12 protein-coding genes and 1 pseudogene are annotated in these 15,907 nt (G+C 38.7%); 4 read left to right on the forward strand and 9 right to left on the reverse strand.

Annotation, left to right across the window (positions count from 1 at the left end; genetic code table 11):
• Both HWE15_RS05030 and HWE15_RS05035 read right to left on the reverse strand, forming a co-directional pair.
• Nucleotides 1-777: pseudogene (locus HWE15_RS05030) on the reverse strand (hypothetical protein); the annotation flags it as partial.
• 122 nt (nt 778-899) lie between these two features.
• The gene (locus HWE15_RS05035) at nt 900-1,499 is read right to left on the reverse strand and encodes a hypothetical protein (RefSeq protein WP_290506416.1); all 600 of its coding nucleotides are present in this window, start codon (nt 1,497-1,499) and stop codon (nt 900-902) included.
• A 212-nt stretch (nt 1,500-1,711) separates the two neighbouring features.
• On the opposite strand from HWE15_RS05035, the gene HWE15_RS05040 reads away from it, so the two are divergent.
• Nucleotides 1,712-5,689, forward strand: a complete 3,978-nt coding sequence (locus HWE15_RS05040; protein WP_290506417.1) for a hybrid sensor histidine kinase/response regulator transcription factor — start codon at nt 1,712-1,714, stop codon at nt 5,687-5,689.
• Nucleotides 5,690-5,713: 24 nt separating this feature from the next.
• Here HWE15_RS05040 and rfbB read toward each other — a convergent pair whose 3' ends face one another.
• From rfbB to HWE15_RS05070, 6 genes are all read right to left on the reverse strand, one after another.
• Nucleotides 5,714-6,766 carry a dTDP-glucose 4,6-dehydratase gene (gene rfbB, locus HWE15_RS05045; RefSeq protein ID WP_290506418.1) on the reverse strand — a complete coding sequence of 351 codons (1,053 nt, stop codon included), beginning with the start codon at nt 6,764-6,766 and terminating at the stop codon, nt 5,714-5,716.
• Nucleotides 6,763-7,824 carry an NAD-dependent epimerase gene (locus tag HWE15_RS05050; RefSeq protein ID WP_290506419.1) on the reverse strand — a complete coding sequence of 354 codons (1,062 nt, stop codon included), beginning with the start codon at nt 7,822-7,824 and terminating at the stop codon, nt 6,763-6,765. Before HWE15_RS05050 ends, rfbB begins: the two co-directional genes overlap by 4 nt.
• A gap of 38 nt (nt 7,825-7,862) precedes the next feature.
• Nucleotides 7,863-9,029: a glycosyltransferase family 4 protein gene (locus tag HWE15_RS05055; protein ID WP_290506420.1), complete on the reverse strand. Its 1,167-nt coding sequence runs from the start codon at nt 9,027-9,029 to the stop codon at nt 7,863-7,865.
• A 120-nt stretch (nt 9,030-9,149) separates the two neighbouring features.
• Nucleotides 9,150-9,350 (reverse strand): helix-turn-helix transcriptional regulator, encoded by a 201-nt coding sequence (locus tag HWE15_RS05060; protein ID WP_290506421.1) that lies wholly within the window; start codon nt 9,348-9,350, stop codon nt 9,150-9,152.
• Nucleotides 9,347-9,802: a hypothetical protein gene (locus HWE15_RS05065; protein WP_290506422.1), complete on the reverse strand. Its 456-nt coding sequence runs from the start codon at nt 9,800-9,802 to the stop codon at nt 9,347-9,349. Before HWE15_RS05065 ends, HWE15_RS05060 begins: the two co-directional genes overlap by 4 nt.
• Before the next feature lie 12 nt (nt 9,803-9,814).
• Nucleotides 9,815-10,237 (reverse strand): hypothetical protein, encoded by a 423-nt coding sequence (locus HWE15_RS05070; RefSeq protein WP_290506423.1) that lies wholly within the window; start codon nt 10,235-10,237, stop codon nt 9,815-9,817.
• A gap of 183 nt (nt 10,238-10,420) precedes the next feature.
• On the opposite strand from HWE15_RS05070, the gene proC reads away from it, so the two are divergent.
• Nucleotides 10,421-11,221, forward strand: coding sequence for a pyrroline-5-carboxylate reductase (proC, locus tag HWE15_RS05075; RefSeq protein WP_290506424.1), 801 nt, complete (start codon nt 10,421-10,423; stop codon nt 11,219-11,221).
• Nucleotides 11,222-11,570: 349 nt separating this feature from the next.
• Here the strand turns inward: proC and HWE15_RS05080 are convergent, their stop codons facing one another.
• Nucleotides 11,571-13,865 (reverse strand): TonB-dependent receptor, encoded by a 2,295-nt coding sequence (locus HWE15_RS05080; RefSeq protein ID WP_290506425.1) that lies wholly within the window; start codon nt 13,863-13,865, stop codon nt 11,571-11,573.
• A gap of 122 nt (nt 13,866-13,987) precedes the next feature.
• Between HWE15_RS05080 and HWE15_RS05085 the strand changes: the two genes are divergently transcribed.
• Both HWE15_RS05085 and HWE15_RS05090 read left to right on the forward strand, forming a co-directional pair.
• Complete coding sequence (locus tag HWE15_RS05085) at nt 13,988-14,653, forward strand: metal-dependent transcriptional regulator (protein ID WP_290506426.1); 666 nt, start codon at nt 13,988-13,990, stop codon at nt 14,651-14,653.
• A gap of 178 nt (nt 14,654-14,831) precedes the next feature.
• Entirely contained in the window at nt 14,832-15,860 is a 1,029-nt protein-coding gene (locus HWE15_RS05090) for a TIM barrel protein (RefSeq protein WP_290506427.1), read from the forward strand.
• Nucleotides 15,861-15,907 lie beyond the last annotated feature (47 nt).

The raw sequence follows: 15,907 nt of genomic DNA on the forward strand, positions 1-15,907 counted from the left end.
GTAGGAATCGCTCTTGGATGTAGATCGCATCGCCACTGTATTCCCCTCGATAACCGCATCGGTTAAATACTGAAAAAATACCCCGTACGCATACGGCCCCGTAACCTCATTGTCCCGAAACTCAAAACCCGGCGCGCGGTAATTTACATCTGTACCGCCTTTATAATACATCCCTATTGAACCTCCTAAAATCGTGTTACTCAAAAATTTTACAGAAGATGAGGTGGTGGGTTGAAAAACTATATTCCCTCGTTCCCAATTGGAAACCCCTGTATCTGGAGCCTCCAGTATACACTGCTCAATTGTAATATTTTGAATAGCTCCTTGAGCATGAAGAGTCCTGGCATAAGCAGTTCCTAAAGCTTGAATCTTTAAATTATTCAACACAATATGCTCGGATCCTTCAAAACGAATCACATAATTATCCGCAGTTCCAGTCGCTGGGTATTGGAGGACAACATCCTCCGCATTCCCTGATTGACTCTGAAAAGTGATAGTATTGGTTTCTGATGCTCCTGCTATGGCACCTAGGACCACTTGTTCGGTGAAGGTTCCACTTTGAACATCAAAAATTACAGGACCGGAAATCCCGTTGGTTGTCAAAGCAGAAACGGCATCGGAAAAAGTAGAATAATCACCCGAAGCACCGATGCTGTAAGACCCAGATAGCTGCTGGGCAACTGAAAAACTTAAAGAAACATGAAAAAAGAGAAGTAAAAAAGTCACCCCTTTTTGAAGGCTGAATCGCTTTTTTTCTGGCTGTAAAACTGATTCCATATGAATTTGAATTTTTTGCTTGGCTTTTACCAACTAAAAATCCAAATCCTCGCTCATTCAGAGTGTCACGTATGTATCAGATGATAGCAATGAGGTAACATCATAAAAAAACAGCCCAAAATTCACTGAATAGAGATATCCATTACAAATTTTTCCAATGGAAAACGGTGTACAAAATCTATCACCTCTTCCTTTGCAAGATTTTGAGCCTGAATCTTAATCAAAAACCGTTTTGAATGAATAAACTCTAAATAAGTCCTAGGCAGATTGGTCCATTCTTTTTCCAAAACTCGAAATTCTTGATGCTCACTTATTTCAGTTCTTTCTGGCAAAGATTGTTCTTGAAAATCATCCTTCAATTTTTCTTGGCTTTTTTCAATTAATAGAGCCCCCATTTCACCCGCTCCATCCATTATCTCAAGCAAAATCAATTTCTCAGACTCTTGCTCATGCTGAAATTTTGTACTGATCGAACTAATCCCTAGTTCTTCCTGCAAGCCATTTGACAAACTGATTCGTTTAAAATCACCTACTATAGGAGGAACCCAGCTTTGCAACTCTTCACCAGTCAAAGGGACTTTCTCCAATAAATACCGTTGTTTATTTTTTTTCGAAACTCCGATATCACCAGCACCACGGGTAATGGATTTTTGGCTTTCCAATTTGGACTTTTGGCAGGATAATAAAACCAACAATAAAAACAAGCTAATTACCTGATTCACAACATTCAACCTATAATTGATATTCGATAAAGGTATGTCTATCTAATGTCAACGGATAAAAAAAATGTAACAGGTAATAGAAGCCCTGTAACATCAAAAGTGGAAAGGATGAAAAAATTAAAAACCTAAAAATTCAGGGGTAAAAAAGCCTCATTATCAAATTCTTATTATTTTCAGGATTGAATAGTTCAAATTCTCTTTTCAGAAATTTGATGAGTATAAATTACAAACTTCTTTTAGCTGGTTTATCTACCATTTTTTTTATTCTGAAGGGAACTGTTTCTCTTGCCCAACGAGACATTTCCTTTAGACAGCTGTCTGTTAACGACGGGCTTTCTCAGAACAGTGCTGTTTCTGTTACACAAGACCAAGATGGCTTTTTATGGATTGCCACTCAGGAAGGTCTCAATCGCTATGATGGTGAGGAATTTATTCAGTATCCCAAAAAATTCAATGACATCACCCAGCCTACACAATTAATATTGGGGACTGTTTTTGCGGATTCAAAAAATCGAATTTGGATCATACCAGATTCAGCCATTCCTGAATTATTGGATAAGGAATCGAATACCTTTATTCCCATTGAAGGAGTCAATGCTGCGAATCAAATCTTTGAAGACTCAGAAGGTTCCATTTGGATAGGCACTCTCTCCGGTCAATTATTCAAATGGAATGATGAACTACTTCTAGCCGAACTCATTTGGAATGACCCTACCAAGGAAATTAATCATATAGCAGATTTCAATAATCAAATCTTACTAACCTTTCAGGATGAAATAGCTCTTTTTGACCCAAAATCAAAGACCATTACGACGCTAATCGAGGGAGATGAAGATTCTATTTTTTCAGTAGCTCTTCCAATTCGCAAAGACCAGATTCTTTATGGCACCTTGACAAGTGGTTTGTGGGTTGTCTCTGAAAACAAGCCAATCCCAGAGTCCATTTCAAGCTATTTGGACTTGGATTCAAATCTTTTGGAAAGCAGTATGATCTTGGATCTTTGGATGGACAAGAATGGAGCGGTTTGGGTTGCTTCCTATGGTCAAGGAGTTTTCTTGATTGATTTGAAAGAAAAACAAATCCAAAATTTCACCTATTCAAAGCAAAATCCACGATCCATTCATTACAATGATATTTTATGTCTTTTTGAAGACTATACAGGTACTATTTGGATGGGATCTGATGGGGCTGGCTTGAGTTTTTACGATCCTTTTTTAGAAAAATTTAATTTCTTCCACAATCAACAACTTCCAGAAAACATCAACATAGATGTAATTCGATCTATTTATGTAGACCAAAATGGAAAAATCTGGGCAGGAACCTCAGGGAAAGGATTGACCTGCTATAATCCCATTTCACAGGAATGGAAAACCTATCAGGCAGCATCAAAAAGCCCCAATACCATTCGAAGCAACCGGGTGATGAGCTTGATGGGAATTGACGAACAACTTTGGATAGGGTATCAGGATGGGGGATTGAGTATCCTCGATCAAAAAACCGGGATCTTTACTCATTATGATGAATCCTCAACACCTGCTCTTCCGAGTAATACCGTCTGGAAAATTCTGAAAGACGATCAAAACCGCATGTGGTTATGCACCCGTAATGACGGTTTAATTCAATTTGATCCTAAAAAAGGGCTTGTAGAACAATTCATTCATGATGCAGGGAATCCGCTAAGTATTCCTGACAATAATATTCGAACTATTCTCCAATCGGGAAAAAATGAATTTTGGATAGGGACTGAAAATCATGGTATTGCCAAGCTCAATCTCATTACTCGGACTTTTGAACGTTATCAATACGAGAATGGAAATCCAAATTCATTAAGTAATAATTCAATAAAATCCCTTTACCTGGCTCCAGATGAAAAATTATGGATAGGAACGAATGGATCAGGTATTAATATTTTGGATTTAAAGACCAAAAAATTTGACTACATAACCTCAGAAGACGGGCTTTCCAATGATGTGATTTATGGAATTCTCCCGGACGATAAAGGAGACCTATGGCTCAGCTCCAACAAAGGAATCACGCAAATTCAAATATCAGGTTCTGATTACGAAATCACCAATTATTCCAACTACGATGGATTAGCCACCGAATTCAACACCGGTGCCTACTTCCGTCATCCTTCCGGAACGCTGTATTTTGGAAGTTTAGAAGGCTTATATTGGTTTGATGCTGAAGACATCTCCTTTAATCCGATTAGGCCTAAAACCGCAATCACCCATCTACGAGCTTTTGATCAAGATTTACCATTGGTTGAAAACTTAGAATTGAGGAATAATCAGAGTACCCTAACATTTCATATTGCCAGTTTAGTTTTTTCTTCTCCAGAGAAAAATCAGTTCCAATATTATCTAGAAGGGTATGATGATTCTTGGATAAACAGCGGCCCATTAAATGTTGCCAGATATACCAATCTTCCACCTGGAGATTATACCTTTTTTGCCAGGTCTAGTAATTATGATGGAATTTGGAGTGAAGAAACCGTCGAATTCAGCTTTTCTATACTTCCCCCTTGGTATCTAACTTGGATAGCAAAAACAGTTTATGTAATCCTCCTGATTTTAGGGATTTGGTGGATTATCAACTATTTCAAATGGAAATGGAAAATGCAGTATGAATTGCGGCTGAAAGAAGCTGAATCACATAGACTCCATGAAATTGATCAATTCAAGAATAACTTTTTCACAAATATCTCCCATGAATTCAGAACTCCGTTGACTTTGATTATGGGTACAATCCAACGATTGTTACAGGAATCAGAAAACCCGGTTTTTAAGTCACAATTAAATCTTTTAAAACAAAATTCATCCCGTCTTCTCAATCTGGTTGACCAATTATTGGAAGCTTCCAAAATCAAAACAGGAAGATTAAATCTTAAAATTCAAAAAGGAAATTTGGGTCTTTTACTTCAAACAGTGGCCATGAATTTCTTTTATTCGGCTTCTGAAAAAGGAATGCAATTGACCACTCAAATTCCTTTGTTAAGTGAAATTTGGTTTGATGCAGACAAGGTTGAAAAAATCATCGGAAACCTTCTTCAGAATGCAATCAAATACGGAAAGCCAAATACTGAAATCCTTCTCAAGGCAGAGTTAAATGGAAATCAAGTTTCTTTTTTAGTTAGGAATTCCTCCTCTAGAGCCTACAGTGAGAAAGAAAAAGCCCATTTATTTGACAAGTTTTTTAAAGCGGATCAAGACTCTGATGGTTTTGGCATTGGACTTCCCATGATCAAGGACTTGGTTGAACTTCATAAAGGAACCATTCAATTGAACTTGGACAAACCTGAATTTTTTGAGGTTCAGATTAAATTACCTGTTGATAAATATTCCTTTTCACCGGAAGATGTTTGGGAAGAAAATATAGAAGACATTCCGGAGCAACTTTCACTAAACAAAAAGCAGGTAAATGAAAAATCTGCCTTAATCCTTGTTGTGGAAGATAACGATGACCTGAGAAAATTTTTAATTGATAACCTATCTGCGTATTTCAATGTAATCGATGCGAAAAATGGTAAGGAAGGCCTGTTCTTGGCCTTAAAAAAAGTACCTGATTTAATTATTTCGGATGTAATGATGCCAGAAATGGACGGTATGGAATTATGCCATTCGGTGAAAATGGATGAGAAAACCTCACATATTCCAGTTATCCTTTTGACAGCAAAGTCCGAGGAAGAAAATATGCTCAAAGGGTTACGAGAAGGAGCAGATGATTACATAACCAAGCCTTTCTCTATCCAAAAACTGCTCGTTAGGATTGAAAAATTGATCGAACTAAGAAGAAATCTTAGAATCCGTTATTCAGGCAAACCAGAAATTTCTCCAAGCGAAATAGCAGTGACTTCCACTGATGAACGTTTCCTTCAAAAGGTCCAGGAAATCGTTGATTCTGATCTGATGGATGCCAACTTTTCAGTCGATGAATTTAGCAAGAAATTGGGAATGAGTCGAATGCAACTTCACCGAAAATTAACAGCGTTAACAGGACTTTCGACCTCAGCATTTATCCGGGATCAAAGACTTCGTAAATCTTTGCAAAGACTAGAAAAAACTGATGAAACCGTAGCAGAAACAGCTTATTCGGTAGGTTTTTCCTCTCCTTCCTACTTTATCAAGTGTTTTAAGGAAATCTATCAAATGACGCCTGCTGAATATCAGCAAAGCAGTCAAAAAAATTAAGGTCAGCAATCGCTGACCTTAAAATTAGGATTCATAATGCTCTTTGTAATAATCCTGATAGGAACCGGAAGTCACATGGTCCAGCCAATCCTGATTTTCCAGATACCAATCGATTGTCAGATCAATCCCTTCTTCAAATTGTAAACTTGGCTCCCATCCCAATTCTTGTTGGATCTTAGTTGCGTCAATTGCATAACGAAGATCATGTCCTGCACGGTCTTTTACAAAAGTGATCAGTTTCTCGGATGTACCCGGTTCACGGCCTAGTTTTTCATCCATTTTCTTACATAGCAAGCGCACGATATCAATGTTCTTCCACTCATTAAAGCCTCCAATATTGTAGGTTTCTCCTTGCTTTCCTCTGTGAAATACCGTATCGATCGCTCTTGCATGATCTTTTACAAAGAGCCAATCCCGAACATTCTCCCCTTTTCCATAAACTGGAAGCGGCTTCATGTTTTTGATGTTATTGATACAGAGCGGAATCAATTTTTCAGGAAAATGATTGGGACCGTAATTATTAGAGCAATTCGAAACCACGGTTTTCATTTTATACGTATTGGCATAAGCACGAACAAAATGATCTGAAGCTGCTTTAGATGCGGAATAGGGCGATTGGGGATCGTAGGGAGTTGTTTCCAAAAAGAACCCGCCATCATGCAAGGAACCATATACTTCATCCGTGGAAACATGATAGAAAAGGTGCTGATCCAAATCTTCTCCCCATGCTTTTTTGGCAGCATTCAAAAGATTTACCGTTCCAATCACATTGGTCTTCACAAATGCTAAAGGATCAGTAATCGAGCGGTCCACATGAGATTCAGCAGCCAAATGAATGACATCTGTAATTTGATGCTTTGAAAAAACCTGATCCAAAGCGTCTGAATCTTGAATATCTACTTTTTCAAAACGGTAATTTCCAGCACCTTCTATTTCTTTCAGGTTTTCCAAATTCCCCGCATAGGTTAAAGCATCCAGATTCACGATCAAATAGTCTGGATATTTTTCGACAAAAAGTTTTACCACATGTGAGCCAATAAAGCCAGCTCCTCCGGTAATCAAGATTCTTTTTTTCATTTACTAGCTTTCTTATAATAATCTAAATACCAATCAGTAAAGGCTTTCACTCCCTCCTCTATGGAAGTATTTGGTTTGTATCCTGTATCCCTGATCAAATCTTCTACATCCGCATGGGAGGCCGGAACATCTCCGGGTTGTAATGGGAGTAAATCCATTTTAGCTTCTTTTCCGAGTCCTTTTTCAATGGCATGGATATAATCCATCAAAAGTACAGGAGAGGAATTTCCAATATTGTAGATTTTAAATGGATCCCGACTACTTCCTGGATCCGGATGCTGAGGGTCAAAATCAGGATTTGGTTTGGCAGGTCGATCGGCTACTTTCAAAACCCCCTCTACGATATCATCGATATAGGTAAAATCCCGCTTCATTTTTCCATAATTGAAAACCTGGATGGGTTTTCCTTCCAGAATTGCCTCTGTAAAAAGAAACAAAGCCATATCCGGTCTTCCCCAAGGCCCATATACGGTAAAGAATCGAAGCCCAGTCGTAGGAATTCCAAACAAATGGCTGTAGGTATGCGCCATCAATTCATTGGACTTCTTCGACGCGGCATAGAGAGAAATTGGATGATCTACCGAATCCGAAGTCGAAAATGGCATTTTCTCATTAGATCCATATACAGAACTTGAAGAAGCATACACCAGATGTTTCACCGGATGGAAGCGGCAACATTCCAGAATATTTAAAAACGCAATGATATTACTTTCGATATATACTTCCGGGTGAGTCAAGGAATATCTTACACCAGCTTGAGCTGCCAGATGAATAACCACATCGAATTTTTCTTCCTCAAACAACTTCATTAATTGGTCCTTTTCAACCAAATCAAGACGAATGAACTTGAAATTGGAATGTTTGGTAGAAGATGCTAATTCCCCAAATTCAATTTGATCCCGATCTACCCCCAGATGGGCTAATCTGTCAAACTTCAAATTCACATCGTAATAATCATTGATTACATCCAAGCCTACTACCTCGTCACCCCGTTCAATCAACCGCTTCGAGACATGGAATCCAATAAATCCGGCAGTACCGGTAACCAAATATTTCATAGAGGAAGGTAAAAAGATCTATTTGGGTCAAATATAAACTATTCAGATTTTTCAGCGGCACTCAATAGCCGGTTATAGTTGGAAAATAATTCCTCCTGAATTTTTTCTCTACTGTAATGCTCTTTAATTCCTTCCAAAAGCCTTGCAGCCATCTGTGCCATTTTATCTCTTTTCACGAACGCAAACTCAATTGCCTCTTTCAAAATTTCAACATTTTGAACTGGAAAAATAAGACCTGTTTTTTGTTGGGTAATGATATCCTTATTGCCTATAATATCCGAACAGATAATCGGTAGCTGCATAGCTCCCGCTTCCAACAATACATTGGGGAAACCTTCCCGATGAGAAGCATGAACCAACACATCCGCTAAAGCCATGTAATGGGCTACATGATCCGTCCAGTCAATTTGAACGATGCGAGGATGATCGGTTATTTGCTGGATTGTTTCTGTACTTAAAGGATTCAAATCCTGCTCAAATGCACCTAATAGCACCAATTTGGCTCGATTCACAATTTTGGAGGCCAGGAATGCTTGAACCAATTCTTCGATCCCTTTATCCTTCACTAATCGACCAACCGCTAAAATGATAAAATCATCTTCACCCGGCATGATTCGCATGGTAGCAGCTACCAAATGATTTTCCTTGAGGGCATTACGATTAAATTTCTTCAAATCCACTCCATTCGAAGAGCCTTTTCCGATTATTTGTACTTTTTCTAAAGGACAAAATCCTTGCTCCAAAACATAATTTTTGAGTCCTTCAGAATTGGGCCAAATATGAGTGGCATTTGCATAGGTCCACTTTTCAGCATTTTCAAGCACTCCTTTTTTGGCTCCTTTAGCTGCCATTGCCGGCATACCTGCCAAGGTATGAATTCGGATTTTGACCCCAGCCATATTTGCAGCGATCATTCCTAATAAACCCGCCTTAGGTGTGTGCGTATGAACAATATCCGGCTGTTCTTTTTTGAATAATTTGTACAACTTCCAGATGCAGGAAATATCTTTTATTGGAGTGATTTTCCTTGTAAAAGGAATGACGTGATGAGGAACCCCTTCGGCCTTTTCGATTTTTGGGATTTCCTTGCCATCAGCACTTACCATTAGTACTTCCCAACCTTTTTCTTTTGCATAGGCCATTTGGCCTTGAAGTAATAGTTGTAAGGAGATCGGAACAGTAGTGATTCGTATCAGCTTAGGCATTTGCAAAAGATTAGTAAAAGTGCAAAAGTAAAGGATTCAATCCATATTGCCCGAACAAATCGGAAATGGATGAATCCTTTCAATAACGGTATTTATCACGCTCTATTTTCGCGTGATAGACTAATCAGTAGGTTCTAATTCAAAGACTTCTTCTAGGGGAACACCAAACACCTGCGCGATTTTTAATGCTAGGACAGTAGAGGGAACATATTTTCCCGCCTCGATGGAATTGATGGTTTGCCTAGATACCTGGACTTTATCAGCGAGATCCTGCTGGGTCAAATTATGGCGGGCTCGTTCTATTTTAATGCTATTTTTCATAGGCTATACCCCAAATTCCGAACTTGTCTAAACATCAACCATCGAAACCTTCCAATAAACAGCACTGGAATAGAAAACATATTAAAGAAGATGAAGGATAGGTAATCTACACCATAAAAAACAAGCGTTCCAACCACGTTCAGCAAGAAATAACCATAGCAGGCTATTAAAATGGAATCAAGCCGTAGTTTTTGAATGTATTCATCTTCTTCTTTCTCTTTGGAGAATGAAATAAGAAACAAGGAAAGTAACAATCCAATGATTGCCAATTCGTTAGTGAAATTCCGATCCTCGAAATTAAATGCATTTGTCAGTGTGCCAGGACTCATATCCAACCAAGAAAATTGGAATTCATAGAAAGCCGCAAAAAAGGTTAGCAGAGCAAAAGGAAGCAACAAAATCCAACCTATTTTCTGATAGGAATGGGGAAGTAAGATTTTCGATAAGTTCATGATAGTGGAGGTTTAGTTTTCGTTTTTTGATGCCTGATATTTCTGTAATTGAAAGGCTGCAAAAATGTAGAGATTCAAAAGAAACAGGGCCAGATAAAGCGTAAACATCTCAGAAGTGAGACGATCGTAGCGGACGTAGTTTATTACCATAATTGCCGCAAGCCCCCAAATCATCCAATAAAAACCCGTTTGGAAAGCTTGTAGACGAAAGGTACAAATCATCTCATCCTCCACTTTTTCTCTACTAAGATTCAAAATCCCAAATCCAATCGCCCAAAAACCGTAAAGGATTTGAGCCGCCTCATTTGGGTCCATAGTAGGATTGGCAAACGCCAAGCCTATCACCAACAGTACTGGAAGTGGAAAAAATATATATGCAATTTTTTTCCACCCAGTTGAAAGTAACGGAACATTGAATAGTGATTTGTTTTCCATAAGTAAGGTATTTTTTACCAAATGTAAACTTTGTTTTACATTATGTCAAATATTCTTACCACGAAAATTTTCAAGCAGCTTAAGGGCATTTAAATCTGAGTAGAATTAAATTTCAATATTTTCAAAAGGGAGATGCTTTTGTTTACCTTTATTCAATCAACCAGTTAGAAACTTGCCATTTTTATGATTTTGGAGTCAAAAATAACCATCGTTGGCTGTGGCAATTTAGGGACAGCCATTGCTAGGGGACTATTATCTATCGAAGGATTTAAAAGCAGCAATCTCACCCTAACAAAAAGAAACACGGGTTCATTAAAAGAATTTGCGGATATCGGAGTCAAAATCAGCAACAACAACCTGGAGGCAACAAAAGAGGCTGACATTATCATTCTAGGTGTTAAGCCTTACAACGTCTCCCCCATCTTACGGGAAATCAAAGACGGAATTAATTTTCAGAAACAAATTATTGTTTCACTGGCGACGGGAATTACTATTGAAGAAATTTTGGCAAACAGCAGTCCGGGAGCCATCGCCTTCCGTGCCATGCCGAACATTGCAGCCGATATCCAAGAATCCATCACCTGCATATGTGCAAAAAATGCCAGCTCTGAACAGATAACACTAATAACCCAACTTTTTGACTCCATTGGGCAAACCGTTGAAATTGATGAAGGATTAATGGAAGCAGCCACGGTATTAGGCGCTTGTGGAATTGCTTATGTGCTCCGCTTTATGAGAGCTATGATTCAAGGAGGAATACAAATCGGGTTTGATGCAGTTACTGCTAGCCGAATTGTGAATCAAACGGTAAAAGGTGCTGCAGAATTAATGATTCAGAAAGATATGCATCCTGAAGAAGCCATTGACAAAGTGACTACACCAAAAGGCTGCACAATTGTCGGCCTAAATGAAATGGAGCATCAGGGTTTTAGCTCCGCAATGGTTAAAGGAGTTTTGGCTAGCTACGAGAAAATCGAAAAGTAAATCCCTGATCTTTTTCCCGCTTTTAAAATTTTAAAGATTTAATAACCTGTGCAATAATCTGCCCTCAGGCTTCTCGCAATCGTATTCGAAATAAAATAATCCTATAAATTATTAGAAAATCAATAATTATCTCATAAACAATTATTTATGGATTGTTTTTCTTTTAAATCTTTTTACTAGATTTGTCTTGGGTGATAAACAACTTTTACTATTCCTTTTTGAAAGACACAATTTTTAAGGAAGGGTTGTTTGGTATTTTTTCTCCTTCCTTTCTTTCTTAGAATCTTCTGCTCTATCTAGCTCCGGTTCAATGACCGGAGTTAGTATTTGAGCCCTACCCATAAATTATTTAATCCAAAACTGTGAATCGAATTCCCAAAAAGCCTCTTATTCCCTGATTGGAGGCAAACATGTAGGATGGATCAAATGTGAGCGCAAAAGGATTATCCGGAGTGGATACGACAGTACCATCTGGAGCAAATTCAACTCCCCGGTCAAATGGATCAAAAGCTCTTGCGATGCTATTCGCTGGTGGAACAAAATTTAGCAGGTTTTTTACCCCCCCATATACTTCCCATCGCTTTCCTAGAGATTTTGTAAGTTGGATATTCTGAATGCTAAACCATGGAGAATATTCAGGCCTAGGATCCAATTCACCCAACAATGGCAATCGCATAGGACCATATACGTTTCCCGTATAATCTATTTTCAAGCCAATGCTAGGAACCCGATAAGCAATATTCCAAACACCCGAAAAGCGTTCTGCAAGTAGTTGTCGTTCGGTAATTCCTTCCTCCGTCAAAGTAACATCAAGAAGCGTTGCGCCTACATTTCCTTCCAATCCATTTGGCAAAGCAAAATTCGTGGACAGAGATACACCTCGAGAAACAGAAAAACCATCTAAGTTGGCATAAATGATCTGGTTGGGATTTGTCTCATAATCCGGGACAATCCGATTACTGAAATAGGTATAAAATGCCGAGGCATCAAAGCTTAAAAAAGTCCCTGATTGGGTATAAAATTTTTTAACAAGATTGACATTACCGTTCCAAGACCGCTCAGGAAGTAATTCTTCAGCAAAAATGACATCGCGAGCACCGGTCAATGCAGCATGATCCTCAGTAAAGACATTGGCTACACGGAAACCATTTCCAACCGAAAGCCTGAAAATTAAGCTCTGATCTGCTGAGCTTACTTTAAAGTTGGCTCTTGGTGAAAAGATGGTTCCATGTACCGAATTGTAATCCGCACGAGCCCCCAAAAGAAGCGTCTGATACTTTCCGAGTTGAATCTCATTTTGAATAAAAACCCCTGGCAAATGAATTTGAGAAGGCTCGTTTTGATCCAAGTCACTTCCTGCCGTAGCTGGAGTATTGTCGTCATAGAAAGTGTATCGGTATGCCAGCCCCGACAAAAATTGATGCTTACCAATCGGCTTTAACCAGGTAAGTTGACCAAAAGCGATTTTTTGATCTCCTAAATACACCATGTCTCCATAGACGGAATTTTGATTATGCCCATTGGCAGAAAACTGAAAATTCAACTTTTCAGAGGTAGGCAATTCATAATTTCCGAACATTTCCCATCTACTGGTGTAGATACTTTCCCCATAAAGTTGATCTCCTCCTCGGAATGCAGGCGTCCAATTCATTTGACCACCCCATCGATCTTCATACAAATACCTAAAAGCCATGTTGAACTCCTTTCTGGAATTTCGGTCAACTCTGACTTTCTGAAAAACAGAGATTCGCTGAGCTAATGAGATATCTGTCAGACCGTCCTGATTATCATCGCGAGGATTCCCGTATAAAAATCCGTTGATCCCCGTTAGCGAATGAATCTTATCTCCAATTTGGGTTTTCACACCTAAATCAACATTAAATTCTCCCCATCCAGTACCAAAAGCATCCAGGGATACAACAGGAGCTAGCTCGGACTTTTTGGTAATAATATTAATCAGACCACCAACAGCCTCCGAACCATACAAAGTTGAAGCTGGACCTTTTACAACTTCAATTCGATCAATGAGTGACTGAGGAATTCCTGTGAGTCCATAAACAGTTGCCAAACCACTAACTATAGGCATACCATCGAGTAGTATCATGGAATAAGGCCCTTCCAAGCCGTTGATATGGATATCTCCTGTATTACAGATATTACAATTTATCTGTGGTCGGACCCCATTAATAGTCTGTAAAGATTCAAAAAGCGAGGGATTGGGATTTGCTTTAAAAAATCCATCTTTGAAAACCTGTATCGGTACGGGACTAGCGGATCGCGAGACTTCTTGAAGTGTCCCACTGACAACAACCTCCTCAAGCGATTCATCCAATAAAACCAACTCTATTTCTATATTCGATTCTGAGGGAATGGCTACCTCCACAGATTCTTTTCGATAGCCCAAAAATGAAACTTCCAATAAGTAAGCACCCTTGGGAATGTTCTCAAAAACAAAATTTCCAAGAGAATCACTTGTCGTACCCTTCGATAATTCAGGCAAAAAAACAGTGGCAAATTCAACTCCTTGGCCTTTTGACAGAACTTTACCTTTCAATTTTTCCTGAGCTTGGCTTTCTGTCAATGAAAACCCAAAAAGCGTGAGAAAAAAAGAAAAAACAAGATACTTGATGGACTTGCTATTCAAAACTACCACTTCTTACCTGATTCTAAATGAATAATTAGAAAACAAAAATAAATAATGTTAGACTATTCTAACAAAATTATTTTTAATTAATTTTTCTAATATTTGAATAATCTTAATGCGGTATGGCTTCTCAGACAGAAGAAAACTATCTCAAGGCCCTATTTAACCTCGCGAATGAGGAGGGGGAAATTAATATTTCAGAGTTGGCTAATCAGCTCACAGTCAGCATGCCTACTGCCAATTCCATGGTAAAAAATCTTCAGAAAAGAGGATTAGTACAATATGAGAAGTACAAGCCGGTTAAACTTACAGCTTCCGGCAAACAAGAAGCTGCATTAATTATTCGCAAACACCGATTAACAGAAATGTTTTTGGTAAATAAAATGGGCTTTGGTTGGGAAGAAGTCCATGAAATTGCCGAACAGGTAGAGCATATTCATGCACCAAAATTTTTCGAACGAATGGATGAAATGATGGGACATCCAACGGTTGACCCACATGGTTCCCCAATTCCGGACCGCCAAGGTCGAATTCAACACCTTCAATTAAAAAGCTTAAGTGAAGCCAAACCGGGACAGGAAGTGATTTTATCAGCCCTCGCTGATTCCTCTACGGAATTTTTACAATATCTCAATAGCAGAAATTTAAGCCTCGGAACAGAATTGAAAATCCTTTCCAAAGAACCATTCGATGAAAGCATCATCGTACAGTATGAGGAAAATGTAAAAGAAACACTCAGTCAAAAGGTTTGCGAAAAACTCTTGGTCAAAATTTTTGACTCTGAATAAAGCTTAAACCAAGACGCCTGAACTTGGCCCAAACTCTCCTTCACCTATCCTAAATTTCAACCATTCAATAATTTTTTTAGGGAATAATTAAAATTTAAAGAAGAAAATTTCCTTTTTCCCTAGCTATTCTTTTAAATTGAAACAATAGAATCAGCAATTTTCCCTAATCCATAAATTCATGAAAACTAGAAGAGAATTCTTAATCAAATCTGTGCTTGGTACCACAGCCCTTTCTGTTTCACCCCTTGTCCTGAAAGGAGCTCCTACTATCATCAAAAGATATAACAAACCAGACAGTTTGATTAATGGAGTTCAACTAGGTTGTATTACTTATTCCTTCCGATCCTTGCCAGATCAAAGTGCTGAAGCTACCCTTCAATATGTTAAGGATTGTGGAATTTCTGCAATTGAATTGATGGGAGATCCAGCCGAAAGTTTTGCAGGAATTCCACAGGCAAATTTCGATAGAAGAAGAATGTTTCAACTTGGAAGAAAAATGCGAGGAGGAGAAGAGTTGACAGCAGATGAGCAGAAAGAAATGACAGAAATTCGTGCTCAAGCGGATGCTTATTCCAAGGAAGTTGCTGATTGGAGGGCAAAAGTGGACATGAAGCCATTTGAAACCATCCGTAAAATGTACAATGATGCGGGAGTAAGTATTTATGCTTTTAAACCAAGCGCTTTTGGCATCAATAACACCGACGCTGAAATCGCCTATGGAATGAAGGCTGCAAAAGCTTTAGGAGCTTCTCATGTTACTTTGGAACACCCCTCAAATGATGTCCATACGCTCAAATTAGGGAAAATGGGAGAACAATACGGCATGTCTGTAGCCTACCATGGACATGAGCAGCAAACCTTTGATTTTTGGGATACTGCTCTAGAACAAAGTCCAAAAAATGCAATGAATCTTGATATGGGGCATTACATTGCAGCAGGGCATACAGACCTATTTTCCTTGATCGAAAAGCAGCATAATCGAATCCTCAGCATGCATACCAAAGACAGACAAACGCCTGCGAACGGGAAGGGCAACGTCGTTTGGGGAACGGGAGACACTCCAATCGGAGATGTTCTACGAATGATGCAAAAAAATAATTATAAATTCCCGGCAACTATTGAACTTGAATATCAAATTCCAGAAGGATCTGATCCTATTTCGGAAGTTCAGAAATGCTTTGAATTTTGTAGAAAAATTTTGGCCTGATTCCTTGGATAGCAAGGAACTTAACACAGCCGGCAGTGGAAACGTTG

The organism is Algoriphagus sp. (assembly GCF_013373065.1).
GTDB lineage: Bacteria > Bacteroidota > Bacteroidia > Cytophagales > Cyclobacteriaceae > Algoriphagus.